This window comes from Blautia faecicola (assembly GCF_004123145.1).
Classification (GTDB): Bacteria; Bacillota; Clostridia; order Lachnospirales; family Lachnospiraceae; genus Oliverpabstia; species Oliverpabstia faecicola.
The window spans coordinates 3,051,576-3,065,132 of the sequence record NZ_SDKC01000001.1; the positions used below are offsets into that span (position 1 = coordinate 3,051,576).

At 45.8% G+C, this 13,557-nt stretch carries 10 protein-coding genes; 2 read left to right on the plus strand and 8 right to left on the minus strand.

Annotated features, from left to right (window positions below; translation table 11 throughout):
- Nucleotides 1-120: 120 nt before the first annotated feature.
- From ETP43_RS13755 to ETP43_RS13765, 3 genes are all read right to left on the minus strand, one after another.
- A complete protein-coding gene (locus ETP43_RS13755; protein WP_118619298.1) occupies nucleotides 121-1,053 on the minus strand; it encodes a helix-turn-helix domain-containing protein in 933 nt (310 codons plus the stop codon).
- A 333-nt stretch (nucleotides 1,054-1,386) separates the two neighbouring features.
- On the minus strand, nucleotides 1,387-3,534 hold the full coding sequence (gene nrdD / locus ETP43_RS13760; RefSeq protein WP_129259625.1) for an anaerobic ribonucleoside-triphosphate reductase: 2,148 nt from the start codon (nucleotides 3,532-3,534) through the stop codon (nucleotides 1,387-1,389).
- A gap of 163 nt (nucleotides 3,535-3,697) precedes the next feature.
- The gene (locus ETP43_RS13765; RefSeq protein WP_129258690.1) at nucleotides 3,698-4,663 is read right to left on the minus strand and encodes a D-2-hydroxyacid dehydrogenase; all 966 of its coding nucleotides are present in this window, start codon (nucleotides 4,661-4,663) and stop codon (nucleotides 3,698-3,700) included.
- 253 nt (nucleotides 4,664-4,916) lie between these two features.
- Between ETP43_RS13765 and asnA the strand changes: the two genes are divergently transcribed.
- A complete protein-coding gene (gene asnA / locus ETP43_RS13770; RefSeq protein ID WP_129258692.1) occupies nucleotides 4,917-5,927 on the plus strand; it encodes an aspartate--ammonia ligase in 1,011 nt (336 codons plus the stop codon).
- Between the two features lie 253 nt (nucleotides 5,928-6,180).
- Here the strand turns inward: asnA and dapF are convergent, their stop codons facing one another.
- Nucleotides 6,181-7,017, minus strand: a complete 837-nt coding sequence (dapF, locus tag ETP43_RS13775) for a diaminopimelate epimerase (RefSeq protein ID WP_129258694.1) — start codon at nucleotides 7,015-7,017, stop codon at nucleotides 6,181-6,183.
- Nucleotides 7,018-7,283: 266 nt separating this feature from the next.
- Between dapF and ETP43_RS13780 the strand changes: the two genes are divergently transcribed.
- Nucleotides 7,284-8,645 (plus strand): NCS2 family permease, encoded by a 1,362-nt coding sequence (locus ETP43_RS13780; RefSeq protein ID WP_129258696.1) that lies wholly within the window; start codon nucleotides 7,284-7,286, stop codon nucleotides 8,643-8,645.
- A 238-nt stretch (nucleotides 8,646-8,883) separates the two neighbouring features.
- Here the strand turns inward: ETP43_RS13780 and ETP43_RS13785 are convergent, their stop codons facing one another.
- The 4 genes from ETP43_RS13785 to hisC all read right to left on the minus strand — a co-directional run bounded on the left by ETP43_RS13785 (nucleotide 8,884) and on the right by hisC (nucleotide 13,557).
- A complete protein-coding gene (locus ETP43_RS13785) occupies nucleotides 8,884-10,890 on the minus strand; it encodes a glycoside hydrolase family 31 protein (RefSeq protein ID WP_129258698.1) in 2,007 nt (668 codons plus the stop codon).
- A 123-nt stretch (nucleotides 10,891-11,013) separates the two neighbouring features.
- Complete coding sequence (locus ETP43_RS13790) at nucleotides 11,014-11,811, minus strand: polysaccharide deacetylase family protein (protein WP_164979723.1); 798 nt, start codon at nucleotides 11,809-11,811, stop codon at nucleotides 11,014-11,016.
- 180 nt (nucleotides 11,812-11,991) lie between these two features.
- On the minus strand, nucleotides 11,992-12,492 hold the full coding sequence (locus ETP43_RS13795; protein WP_129258702.1) for a COG2426 family protein: 501 nt from the start codon (nucleotides 12,490-12,492) through the stop codon (nucleotides 11,992-11,994).
- A gap of 9 nt (nucleotides 12,493-12,501) precedes the next feature.
- Nucleotides 12,502-13,557 carry a histidinol-phosphate transaminase gene (hisC, locus tag ETP43_RS13800; protein WP_129258704.1) on the minus strand — a complete coding sequence of 352 codons (1,056 nt, stop codon included), beginning with the start codon at nucleotides 13,555-13,557 and terminating at the stop codon, nucleotides 12,502-12,504.

The window sequence follows — 13,557 nt, forward strand, 5'->3', positions numbered from 1 at the left end:
CAGTTTTTGAACTTTCTGTGAATCATTATGTACACATTATACCATACTTTTCCTGCATGTGTACTCATATTCAACAGCATTTTATGCATTTTCAACCATTTAAGGTGTTTTTGACGATTTTCACCATCCTTTTTCGGCTTTTATATTGTAATTCAACAATTCACGTTCATAATGCTCCGGATCTTTTCTCCACTGTTGTGGTGAAATGCCCATAATCCTGTGAAAATTCCTGTTAAACGTGGACAACGTGGTGAATCCACATCGTACGGCAATATCTCCCACCGTATCGTTTGTACGCTTCAGTTCCCTACATGCTGTGCGAATTCGAACCGAATTAATATACTCAACAGGTGACATCTGCATACAGTCATGAAATACCCTCCGCAGATGTGTTTCACTGATATGGCACATCGCAGCCAGTTCCTCCACCTTGATCGGACGGTCACAATATTCGCTGATATAGCTAATCGCCGGTGTGATCAGACTGGTGATTCCTGCCTCGAATTCTGTCTTTTCCGCTTCCTCCCGATTCCACCTTGCCACCTGCAAAAGAAAAGCCAGGGTCAGTCCTTTCACTTCTTCCAGATAGAATTCCTTTCGTTCCCGCATGCATACAATGATCTGCTGCACCAGTGCTCCGATCTGGGGTTTATCCTGAACACGCACAAAATGTGCTCTTTTATTCACCCGATCGATCACTTTCTGTGCCATCCTGGGATTGTCTTTATAAACTTCCCTCAGAAATTTGTCCGCATCAATAAACAGCCACTCCCAGTAACTGAGACTGTCTCCCGTAGAGTTTGTAGTATGAGGAAAGTTCTTCGGTACCACTGTAAACATATTGCTGTCAAAGGGAATGTCTTCTTCTTTAAAAGTAACGGTACCTTCCCCATAATAGCAAAATCCAACTTCCAGATGATTGTGAAAATGCAGGTAATCAACCTCCCTTCCGTAATTCTGCACCCATTTATCCCCCAAAAGAGCAAGCACCGGACTTCCTGCCGGAATTTCATAATAACGGTATTCCATCTTTGGTTTTCTTTTTCTACCCATGTATACTTTCTCCTCTCTGAAGCTGTATCTTCTTTTCCCCCATACTGATATCCTCCTGTCTACACATCTATATCAAGTATAAAGAATCCTGTGGATTTTGTCTATATACTTCACAGATACACCTTTTGTTTTCTGTATATTTGTTGTTATTGTGCACTCCGTTTCCTGTAACGCGCTTCGTGATGCGCAGAATTTATTCCTCCCTGCCCTTCTTTGGATACTGTCAGGCACCAGGTTGCAAATACAAAGAAAAATCCGTAAAACAACTGATTTCTGATCAGAATTTTACGGATTTCTTCTTATCATATTATTTCTATATTATTTCTGATGTTTTTACATTGACTTTCTGTCCGCGATCTCCGCCATCTTGGCATCGTTCAGACGGGTATCTCCGTGAACACGGCTGTAGGACAGGTATCCGTTCATACGGTCGATCTTGGTCAGGTTTCTGGAACCGCAGACCGGGCAGACATCCATCTCGAGCTCCTGATGTCCGCAATCGTCGCAGTAGGCCAGCGACAGATTCACACCCTCATAATAACCCAGATTCATCGCCCGACGGATCAGTGCTTTTATAGCATGTACATTGTAGGAAATCGGATATCTGACATATTGGATCTTACCACCGTTGCACAGTTCCCAGAATCTTCCTTCCAGATCCTGTTTTTGGATAGGAGTAATATCCTCAGTTACGTGGCAGTGGAAACTGTTGCTCACATACGGACGGTCGGATACCCCGCGCACGATACCGTACATCTTGCGGAACTGCTCTACCTGCAGACCGCAAAGGCTCTCAGCCGGTGTTCCGTAAATTGCATACAGGATCTGATCCTCTTTTTTGTATACATTAATCTTATCATTGATATAACGAAGCACTTCCAGTGCAAATTCTCCGTCTTCGGCAATGGATTTACCATTGTAAAGTTCCTGCAGTTCGTTCAGTGCTGTGATACCGAAGGAGGCTGTCATCGGACGGAGTAACGGACGGATCTTATCGGATGGTTTCAGATGGCCTCCGTAGAAACCGCCCTCACAGTATGCCAGCGGATTCGTGGAAGCACGCATCTCACCAAGGTAATCGTATGTTCTCTTATGCAGTCCGCGGATCATCTCCAGATAGAAATCCAGAACTTCATAAAAATCTGTGTTCTCTGCACGGGCTTTTGCCAGGATCATCGGAAGATGCAGGCTGACCGCACCGATGTTGAAACGACCGACAAAGACAGGCACATCGTTTTCATCTGCCGGTTCCATACCGCCACGCTCATACCACGGACTTAAGAAGGCACGACACCCCATCGGGCTGATTACTTTTTTATATTTTTTGTACATGCTGGAAATATATCCCTGGCCACTCATGGACAGCCAGTCCGGATACATGGTTTTTGCAGAGCAGGCAACACCTGCCTCAAAGACATCTTCACATTCTTTTCCATCTCCATGGATCTCTTCATCATACAGGAACACAATCTTCGGGAACAGTACCGGTTTTTTATGTCCGGCTTTTCCCTGTCCGCCCATATGGACTTTCAGCAGAGATTTTGAGATCATTTTTTCAAATCTTCCCGTTCCCAGTCCCAGTGTCACAGTAACAAACGGATAGTCGCCACGGGAGGAACCAACGGTATTTAATTTATATTCAATTCCCTGCCATCCCTGATCACAGTCACGGCAGACTTTTTCCCAGGCATATACACGACCCTTTTCTTCTCTTCCTTCCCAGGACGGATCGGAATATTTCAGGAATTCTTCATAATATTTGTTATAGCTTTTCTGTGCATACGGAGACAGGATCTTGTCTACTTCCGGTACGGTAAATCCGCCGTACTGCTGTGCTGCGGTACTGAGGATGATATCACCCATAACGTCAAATGCGGTGTCCAGGGTCTTCGGCTCGTTGTACCAGACATTTCCCATCTCAAATCCACCACGCAGAACAGATCCCACATCAAACAGACAGCAGTTCATTGTATCCAGACGCGCAGACTGATCGTGGATGTAAATATAACCATCTTTGCATGCCTGCAGTTCGTTCCGGTTCATAAAGAATTTTCTGTATAATTCTTTGTTCAGCTCGTTAAAGATCAGACTTCGTTTTGTTGCTACCAGTGCACTGTCGGTGTTGGCGTTGCTCTTATCTCCGATATAACGGATGGACTGGCTTTTCGTGTAGACTTCGTCCATCATATGAATAAAGTCTACTTTATAATTCCGGTAATCACGATAGCTTTTTGCTACTGCCGGGTTCACCTGTTCCAGAGCGCCCTCCACGATGTTGTGCATATCCTGGATCATGATCTTTCCGCCCTTGCGTTCTCTGGACATGGCTTCTGCACGGTCGGTCGCATATTTACAGATAAAATTGATCTCGTCATCGGTAAAACGATACATGACACGACCTGCCGATTTATTGACCGCACGCTTGATCTTATTGGCATCGAACTCTTCTTTTGTGCCGTCCTTCTTGATAATATATACCATTGTTTCCACTCCTTACTACTATATATAGTGTTTTTTCTGTTTTTCAAAACAACATTTTGTAGACAACAGTATAGCACGGTTATCTGCAAAAGGAAAGAGAAGAACCCTGAAAATTCTTCTCTTTTTTTGTTTTATTTTTTATGCAATTTTCCGAACGCCTGTCTTACCGTTTCACATATCCAGTGGAAAAGTCAATGATATTGTGAAGGGCTTCGCCTTTTTCGTAACGTTCCAGGTTCTCAATCGAAAGATTCAGAATCTTCTCGAGTGTCTCCGGCAGTGCATATCCACCGGACACATGTGGGGTAATGATACAGTGCGGAGCATTCCACAGCGGGTGATCTTCCGGAAGTGGTTCCGGATCGGTGACGTCCAGACCTGCGCCGTAAATGCTTCGCCCCTGCAGTGCTTTCGCAAGTGCCAGACTGTCGATGGCGGTTCCGCGACCTACATTTAACAAAATTGCGTTCGATTTCATCAACTGTAATTCTTTTTCTCCAATCACACCTTTGGTATCGCTGTATCCCGGAAGGCTCATTACCACGATATCTGCCTGCGGCAACAGTTCCGGCAGGGCTTCCATTGTGTATTGTGCATCCACGTACTCCGGTTTTGGTTTCTGGCTCCTTCTAATGCCGGTCACATGTGCACCCAGTACTTTCATTTTTCTTGCAAATGTCGTTCCGATATCTCCAAGGCCGATCACCAGAACATGGCTTCCCTCTGTGACCATCATATGGGTCTGTTTTTCCCAGCGGTGGTCTGTTTGCTGGTCATGGTAAATGTCCAGGCGTTTCTGCAGAGCAAACAGCATCGCGATCAGATGCTCAGAAATCGCCATTCCGTAGGCTCCGGTTGCATTGGTCAGCTGTGCCTGTTTTGGCAGAACACCCGGCTCGCAGAATCCTTCGGTTCCGGCATTATTTAACTGTATCCAGCGCAGATTCGGGGAATCTTTTAAGAATTCCGGTTTTACGTTGCCGATAATAATATTTGCATCCTGCACCTGCTCTTTCGTCACCTCTGCTTCCAGGCAGTAGGTTACTTTCGCATCCGGTGCGGTGTTTCTGATTCGATCTTTCTGTTCTTCTCTCACCGGAAGAACCACTAATATTTTTTCCTGTTCCATCCCGTTTTTCGACCTTTCCCAACATACTCTGCATATTACACTAGCACAATTGCGGGTAAGTTACAAGGCAGAATTGATTCTGTGCATCGCGAAGCATGTTGCCGTGCACCTCGTGCCCGGCAACAATTAGTTGTTGTATTCGGGTGGTTTTCTGCTATAATATTACCATAATACCAGGGTAAACGGGTAAAGAGTTGTTGGTGTCTGCCGGGATTCTTAGCTGGATGCCTTTCAAAATTTGAGGAGGATTGTTATGGAACATTTTATTATTCCAGAAAATTATCAGCCTGCATTATCGCTTCACGATACTCAGGTTGGTATCAAAACAGTGAAAGATTTTTTTCAGAAAACCCTTTCTGACCGACTGAATCTGCTGCGTGTGTCCGCACCGCTTTTTGTAGATCCGTCATCCGGTCTGAATGATAATCTGAACGGCGTAGAACGCCCGGTTACCTTCGACATCAAGGAGTCGCCGGAGCAGGATGCTGAGATCGTACATTCTCTTGCAAAATGGAAACGTTATGCGCTGAAAAAATATGGTTTTGCACACGGCGAAGGTCTGTATACCGATATGGTTGCGATCCGTCGTGATGAGGATACCGATAATATTCACTCGATCTATGTGGATCAGTGGGACTGGGAAAAGATTATCACACGCGAAGAGCGTAATGTGGATACGTTAAAGGATGTTGTCCGCACGGTTTATTCTGCTCTGAAGAAGACAGAAAAATACATGGCGATTCAGTATGATTATATCGAAGAGATTCTTCCGAAAGATATTTTCTTTATCACTTCTCAGGAACTTGAGGATATGTATCCGGGTCTGTCTCCTAAGGATCGGGAGTATAAGATCGTAAAGGAAAAGGGTGCTGTGTTTATCATGCAGATCGGTAAAATGCTGGCATCCGGCGAACCACACGACGGCCGTGCACCGGACTATGATGACTGGGAGTTAAACGGTGATATCATCGTTTATTATCCGGTTCTGGATATCGCCCTGGAGCTTTCTTCCATGGGTATCCGTGTGGATGCAGCTGCCCTGAAGCATCAGCTGGAGGTTTGTGGCTGCGAGGAACGCGCAGAACTGGATTTCCAGAAGGCTATTTTGAATGATGAGCTGCCATTTACGATTGGTGGCGGTATCGGACAGTCTCGTATCTGTATGTTTTATCTGCGGAAGGCTCATATCGGAGAGGTTCATTGTTCGTTATGGCCGGAGGAGACGGTGAAACTGGCGGAAGAGCATAATATTCCTTTACTGTAAATCTTGAAAATCAGTTTTCCTATAGGGACGCGAGAGGGATCGGGGATCCCTCTCGCTGTGTGTTGGCTGGGACTGAATCTCTTTATCTAAATATTCTTCAAAAATCAACTATTATTCCTCGACTTTCAGTTTAATCTTTTAGCCCTCTGTATTTTCTGTCAACACTCTTCCCCACACATCCTCACTTCCCCCTTTGCTAACGCTCAGGGAGCGGCTGGAGTTTCTTGTCCGCTTTAGCACCATCTATTCTCTTTTACAGTGCAATCTCCCCGTCAAACACAACCGCAGCCGGCCCAGTCATGTATACCAGGTTTTCTTCACGATCCCAGTAAATCTTCAGATCCCCGCCGAGCAGTTTCACTGTCACTTCCTCTTCTTTCACATATCCGTTCAGAATCGAAGCCACAGCTACCGCACAGGCACCTGTTCCACATGCCAGTGTCTCGCCGGAACCGCGTTCCCATACGCGCATTTCTACGGTATGATCATCCAACACTTTCACGAACTCTGTATTTACCCTGTCAGGGAAAGCCGGGTGAGATTCGAATTTCGGGCCGATTTTTTCGATGTCTAATCCTTTTACATCGTCAATGTAGGTGATCGCATGCGGATTTCCCATCGATACGCCGGTGATGCGGTATTCTTTTCCGTCTACCAGGAGAGGCTCATTGATCACCTGCTCTTTTTCGGAAACTACCGGGATTTTTTTGGCTTCGAGGATTGGTGCGCCCATATTTACTTTTACCAGTGCCACTTTTCCATTTTCCACGGTCAGATCCAGATATTTGATACCGCTTGCTGTCTCCACAGAGATGAATGTTTTATCTGTCAGACCGTAATCATACACGTATTTTGCCACACAACGGATGCCGTTTCCACACATCGCTCCGCGGGAACCGTCAGCGTTGTACATATCCATCTGAAAGTCTGCTACCTCGGATGGTTTGATCAGGATCAGTCCGTCGGAGCCGATTCCGAAATGACGGTCGCTGACTTTGATTGCTGTTGTCTTCGGATCCTCCACGGTTTCTTTGAAACAGTTTACATATACATAATCATTTCCGATACCCTGCATTTTCGTAAATTTCATAGAATTTCCTCACTTTCTTTAGCCGCTTACATTACCTATTTTATTTACAGTTATTTTATTATAGCGTATTGCCGTCTTTTTGGGAAGTCCGCGTTGACAAACCAGGAAGAAATCCATTACAATCGTAATGGAGTTTTTATTTACGCGAGCAACGAGTCAAAGTCCGTGCTTGCACGAGACCTTGACGACTGCCGCGATAACGAGCAAAACTCGCAAAGCGTGTTTTGGCTCGTTTTACCATTTAATCTTTAAGGGAGGGAAAAACCATGGAAAAACTCTTTAAACTGAAAGAGCATAACACCACGGTAAAAACAGAAGTGATGGCAGGTATTACCACATTTCTTACCATGGCGTATATTCTCGCAGTTAACCCTAACATGTTGAGTGCTTCCGGAATGGACAGCGGCGCAGTTTTCACAGCTACCGCACTGGCATCCGCACTGGCGACTTTTATTATGGCGTTCTGGGCAAATTATCCGATCGCACTGTCAGCAGGTATGGGACTGAATGCTTACTTTGCTTATACAGTATGTCTCGGACAGCTGCAGGGAATCGATGATCCCTGGAAGATCGCACTGGCTGCTGTACTGGTAGAGGGTATCATTTTCATTATTCTTTCATTTTTCAAATTGCGTGAAACGATCGTCAACGCAATCCCTGAGAACCTGAAATACGGTATTACATCCGGTATCGGTCTGTTTATCGCATTTGTTGGTCTTAAGGGTGCCGGTGTTGTCGTATCTGACGACTCCACACTGGTTGCACTCGGTAACTTCGGAAGACCGGAAGTTGCTCTGTGCCTGATTGGTATCCTGGTGATTGCTGTGATGAATCACTATAATGTAAAAGGATCTATTCTCTGGGGTATCCTGATCACCTGGGTTCTGGGAATCATTGCTCAGCTGACAGGCTGGTATGTAGTAGATCCGGATGCTGGGGCAACCTCTCTGATTCCGTCTCTGAGTGCTTCTTCCTTCATCCCGCCGTCCATCTCATCAACTTTCTGCAAATTTGATTTCGCATGGATCGGTTCTCATGTATCTGAGTTCGTTGTTATCGTATTCTCATTCCTGTTTGTAGATATGTTCGATACCATCGGTACTGTTATCGGTGTTGCTGAAAAAGCTGATCTGCTGGATGAGGACGGTAATCTCCCTCGCGTAGGCCGTGTCCTGATGGCAGATGCTATCGGTACTGTAGCAGGTTCTATGCTGGGTACTTCCACAGTTACCAGTTTCGTAGAGTCCAGTTCAGGTGTTGCGGAAGGTGGAAAAACCGGTCTGACCGCTATGACAACCGGTATCCTGTTTTTGGTTGCACTGTTCCTGTCACCGATCTTCCTGGCTATTCCAAGCTTTGCCACAGCTCCGGCTCTGGTAATCGTTGGTTTCTTCATGGCTTCTTCCATCAAGAAAATGGAATTCGACGGTGATCTGGCAGATGCTGTCGGCGGATATCTGGCATTCCTGATGATGCCTCTTACGTATTCTATCGCAAACGGTATCATGTTCGGTGTTCTGGCATGGTTCATCATTAAAGTATGCACCGGTCAGCTGAAAAAGATTCATCCGGTTATGTATATCGTATGTGCATTGTTTATTATCCGTGTAATTACAATTATTATCTAATCTCGGAAAGTAAAATAAACGACATAAAAAATATGCCCTGAAGGACCAGATTTGGATCCCTCCGGGGCATATTTTTTTACGCCGTCAACGAGTCAAATCCGTACTCGCTCGAGTTCCTGACAACTTCTATAAGAACAGGTAAACTTCTAAAAAAGACCAGCAGAGGAATCGTAAGCAATTTCCCCTGCTGGCTTTTTTAATATGTCTGAATCATTTTTCTTTCACAGTAATATGTGTTTTATTTCTCTGCTTCCATACGAAGAACGGTGATGTGAGCCGGATTTTCGTAATCTTTCTCATATCCGTTATCGTTGTAGTATTCATACTCAGCAGCATTTTCTACGAAGCCGATGCACTCCGGATGATCGAAGTCTACTTCGTCTACGCACTGACCACCTTTTGCCATCGGAATCAGGTGATCCGGGCGGATGAAGAAGATGACATCGGTCAGAGCTACTTCTACATAGTGATCGCCCTTCTCCAGGATCTCTTCTTCTTTTGTTCCATCTTCTTTGAAACGAACCAGTTTCATGCGCTCCGGCAGGTATACATAACGGCCTTCTGCGTTCTGCTCGTATACCGGTGCAATCATCATACCGTCACCCAGTAACAGCTGATCTTCTACTTTGACAGCACGCCTGTCTTCCGGATAATCGAAAGCCAGCGGACGGAACATCATCTCGTCTCTTAAAACAGCTTTCATGTATTCGCTGTACAGATACGGCAGTAATTTGTAACGCATGCTGATGATATGGCGGAATCCATCGATTTTCTCAAAGCGGTATGCTTCCTGTACACGGGTTCCCATAGCGGAATGGTTTCTCATCAGTGGAGTGAAGATTCCCAGTTCCAACCATCTCAGTACCAGATCTTCGGTGGTGTCAGCGCCAAATCCGCCAAGGTCAGCTCCTGTATACAGGAAACCGCACATGTTCAGGGATGGCATCATCTTCAGATTCAGCAGGATATGTGACCACCAGGATTTGTTATCACCCTGCCAGATTCCACCGTAACGGTGCATGCCGATATAGGAGGAACGGGAGTACATCAGGATTCGTTTGTCCGGCTCCAGGCGTTCGAACGCTTCTCCTGCTGCTCGTGTCATGTTATATCCAAACAGGTTATGTACTCTGTCGTGACGGATCTTTTCACCGTTCATGTTGTGATAGAATACTTTATAATCTTCCGTATTGTTGGACAAGCTACGTACCAGACCGTTGAACTCGTTGTATTTGTCCAGATCCAGGTTCTGTCCTTTGAATTTGTCCAGTTCTTCCAGAACGTTTTTCAGACGGTCTTCGGTATAGAAGATTGCCGGCTCGTTCATATCGTTCCAGAAACCTTCCACGCCCTGGTCTAACAGGAACTGGTATTTATTTCCGAACCATTCTCTTGCTTCTTTGTTCAGCATATCCGGGAACAGTGCTTTTCCAGGCCATACAGCTGCAACAAATGGAGATCCGTCTTCTTTCTTACAGAAGTATCCTTTTTCCAGACCTTCTTCGTAAACATCATATCCTTCTTCTTGTTTTACACCGGCATCGATGATCGGAACCAGGTGGATATGTTCTTTTTTCATTTCTTCGTTAAATACTGCGAAATCAGGGAAAGTTTCGTTGTTCAGGGTAAAGTCTTTGTATCTTTCCATATAATCGATATCCAGATATACGCTGTCTAACGGAATACCCAGTTCTCTGTGTTTTCTAACAACTTCACGGACTTCGTCTTCGTCCATGTAGCTCCAGCGGCTCTGTCCGAAACCAAATGCCCACTTCGGTGCAATGTAACTGCGTCCTACCAGATGGCGGAACTGTTTTACGATATCTTTGACATTCTCGCCGGTAATGACATAAACATCCAGGTTCCAGTCGGATGCTGTGATCACCAGTTCTTCGGAACGGGTATATCCCACATCAAAACGGATGATTCCCGGGTAATCTACAAAGATACCAAAAGTTTCTTTGCCGTCTACTACCAGGAAGTTGTGTGCGCCGTACAGGGAGTGACGGTCTTCTTTGTGTTCCGGATCGTCGCTGCATTTGCTTTCATAATACCAGCCTCTTTTGTTGATACCACGAACATTTTCACCCAGACCATAGACCTGATCTTTGTCTTCCATGGTGTAAGACAGGGTCATTGCCTGCTCATCCACGGTAAAATAAGGCAGTACGCCGTTTTCCTGTTCCGGTTTGTTTAATACAGCTTCTGTTTCGATTACGTTTCCATACACGTATCTGCGAATCATAGTTTTCTTACCTCCATAACTCGTTAGTACATTCTCCATAACGGTCCAATTTCTTTACATTTGAACAGTTATCTCTCTTTTTCTTTAGTATACTGGATAATGCAGAAAAAAACATGCTCTATTTTAACTGAAAATTGCCTTATTTTGACTTTCCGGGATCTGTCGGCCATCTGTTTCCATAGAATAGTTCTCTTTTACAATCATCTGCGACACAGTTACCGCCTCATATCCCTCTTCTTTCAGCTGTGGATGCAGCAGCGATATCATTTCTCCGGCATTTTCTCCTTCTGCGTGGAAGCGGAGAATCTCACCGTCCCGGAGCGTATGGGTCTGTAACATCTGTTTTACCTGATTCTCTGCCCCGTAGTCTTTCCAGTCCAGACTGTCGATACTCCACGCCACCGGGTAGCTTCCACAGGCGTAGACCGTGCGGAGAACTTCATTATTATACTCCCCGCCCGGGATCCGGAAAAATACGCACGGTTCCTCTGTGACAGTTCCGATCGTCTCCCGGAGCGTCTGAAGTTCTTTCCGGCACGCTCTCGCCGTCATCTGCTCCACGCATACTTCCTGTTCGCTCAGTCCCTGGATCTCATGCCCCTGCTGGCAGATCTGTATCGCCAGACTTCTGTTATTTTCGATCCAGGATGCAGTAGCAAAAAAGGTCGCCGGAATCTCCTGCTGTCTCAAAATCTGCAACAGCTGCTCTACCTGTTCCTGCTTTTGGTTCGTTCCACTCAGTTCAAAAGTATAGGCAATCTGCTTTTTCCCGGTTTCCACAGAACAGATGGGGAATTCCTGCCCGTTGACGCTGGTACTTGCCGTGACTACCTTTTCTCCTACATCTACCCAGTAAAAAACGGACAGCCCGGTGATCAGCACAAGCGCAAGGATCACCACGCCCCACATTCCTTTCTTCATATTTTCGCACCCGTTCCCCCGGTGTTCTCTCTTTACTATATGGATGTGGAAGGTGTTGTATGACTCGGTGTTCGCATGAACGAGATAAAATACGCTTTGCGAATTTGACTCGTTGCTCGCGTAGAAAAAGCTGCCGCCGGATCTATACATCCGGCGACAGCCTGCATTGCATTTTCTTATTTAACTCACAACATTTCCAACCAGAACATAAGATACCACATACATGATCACGGTTGCCATGGCGATTCCGCACAGGATGGCCAGTGAGGATTTTTTGATATCGATGCCGAGCAGAGACGCGATCAGCGCACCGGTCCACGCGCCTGTTCCCGGAAGCGGGATTCCCACAAAAAGCACCAGCCCCCAGAACTCATACTGCTGGATCTTGTCGCTTCTTCCCATCGCCCGATTTTCCAGTTTGATGATCAGTCCGCGGAAGCATTTTACTTTCTTCATCCACTGGAAGATCTTTTTGATAAACAGCAGGATGAACGGAATCGGTAAAATATTTCCGATGATACAGATCGGGATTGCCTGCACGGCGGATACTTTCAGAAGGGAGCTGGCAAGCAGTCCTCCTCGAAGCTCCAGAAGCGGCATCATCGAAATCAAAAAAACAACTGCTTTCTCCGATATATAAGGTCCTAAAGTTGCGGCAAACCATGTAACAAGTGATTCCATATATTTCTCCTATTTTTTATAATTTTTCAAGAATTTAATTAACATCTCCATATCTTCCTGTGTTCCAATCGTGATACGCAGATAATTGTCGATTCTCGGTTTGTTAAAGTAACGCACGATAATGTTGGCTTCCCGAAGTGCTGCAAACAGTTCTGCTGCCGGGATCTCCGGATGCGAAGCAAAAATAAAGTTCGCTTTGGAGTCTCCGAAGACAAATCCAAGCTTCGCCAGTTCCTTCTTGGTCCATTCTCTGGTCTCCACCACTTTATGCACCGTTTCCTCAAAATATGCCCGGTCAGAGATCGCAGCTGCGCCAAGCGCCAGGGTTGTCTGATCCATTGTGTATGAATTGAAGGAATATTTGACATCGTTCAGGTATTTGATCAGCACCGGATTGCCCATCGCATAGCCGATACGCATACCTGCCATTCCTCTCGACTTCGAGAAGGTCTGTACCACCAGAAGGTTGTCGTATTTTTCAATCAATGGCAGCGCAGAAGCCGCACCGAAATCCACATAGGCTTCATCCACAACCACGATCACATCCGGGTTGGCTTTGATGATTGCTTCCACATCCTGCATGCCAAGTTCCACACCGGTCGGAGCGTTCGGGTTCGGAAAAATAATTCCTCCGTTTTCCCGGAAATAGTCCTCTTTACGGATCGTAAAATCATCGGTCAGCGGAACCGTCTCATACGGGATCCGAAGCATATCTGCCCACACATCATAAAAAGAATAAGTGATATCCGGGAACAGAATCGGTTTTTTAGAATTGAAAAAGGTCATAAAAATCATTGCCAGCACATCGTCGGAACCTACGCCCACAAATACCTGGTCTTCCTGCAGCTGATAGAAATCAGCGATTCCTTTGACCAGCACGGAAGCTGCCGGATCCGGATACAGACGCATACAGTCCACATCGATCGCTTTCAGTGCTTCTGCCACTTTCGGTGACGGCGGATATGGGTTCTCGTTGGTGTTCAGTTTGATCAGGTTCTGTACTTTTGGCTGTTCGCCCGGCACGTAGGGAACTACTTTCCGGACATTCTCTTCCCATTTTTTCAT

Excerpts from the sequence above, each read along its gene's own strand:
- hisC (WP_129258704.1), bottom strand. The coding sequence starts at position 13,557 with ATGAAAAAATGGGAAGAGAATGTCCGGAAAGTAGTTCCCTACGTGCCG.
- ETP43_RS13765 (WP_129258690.1), bottom strand. The coding sequence starts at position 4,663 with ATGGAACAGGAAAAAATATTAGTGGTTCTTCCGGTGAGAGAAGAACAG.
- ETP43_RS13795 (WP_129258702.1), bottom strand. The coding sequence starts at position 12,492 with ATGGAATCACTTGTTACATGGTTTGCCGCAACTTTAGGACCTTATATA.
- asnA (WP_129258692.1), top strand. The coding sequence starts at position 4,917 with ATGGAACATTTTATTATTCCAGAAAATTATCAGCCTGCATTATCGCTT.
- ETP43_RS13780 (WP_129258696.1), top strand. The coding sequence starts at position 7,284 with ATGGAAAAACTCTTTAAACTGAAAGAGCATAACACCACGGTAAAAACA.
- ETP43_RS13755 (WP_118619298.1), bottom strand. The coding sequence starts at position 1,053 with ATGGGTAGAAAAAGAAAACCAAAGATGGAATACCGTTATTATGAAATT.
- ETP43_RS13790 (WP_164979723.1), bottom strand. The coding sequence starts at position 11,811 with ATGAAGAAAGGAATGTGGGGCGTGGTGATCCTTGCGCTTGTGCTGATC.
- nrdD (WP_129259625.1), bottom strand. The coding sequence starts at position 3,534 with ATGGTATATATTATCAAGAAGGACGGCACAAAAGAAGAGTTCGATGCC.
- dapF (WP_129258694.1), bottom strand. The coding sequence starts at position 7,017 with ATGAAATTTACGAAAATGCAGGGTATCGGAAATGATTATGTATATGTA.
- ETP43_RS13785 (WP_129258698.1), bottom strand. The coding sequence starts at position 10,890 with ATGATTCGCAGATACGTGTATGGAAACGTAATCGAAACAGAAGCTGTA.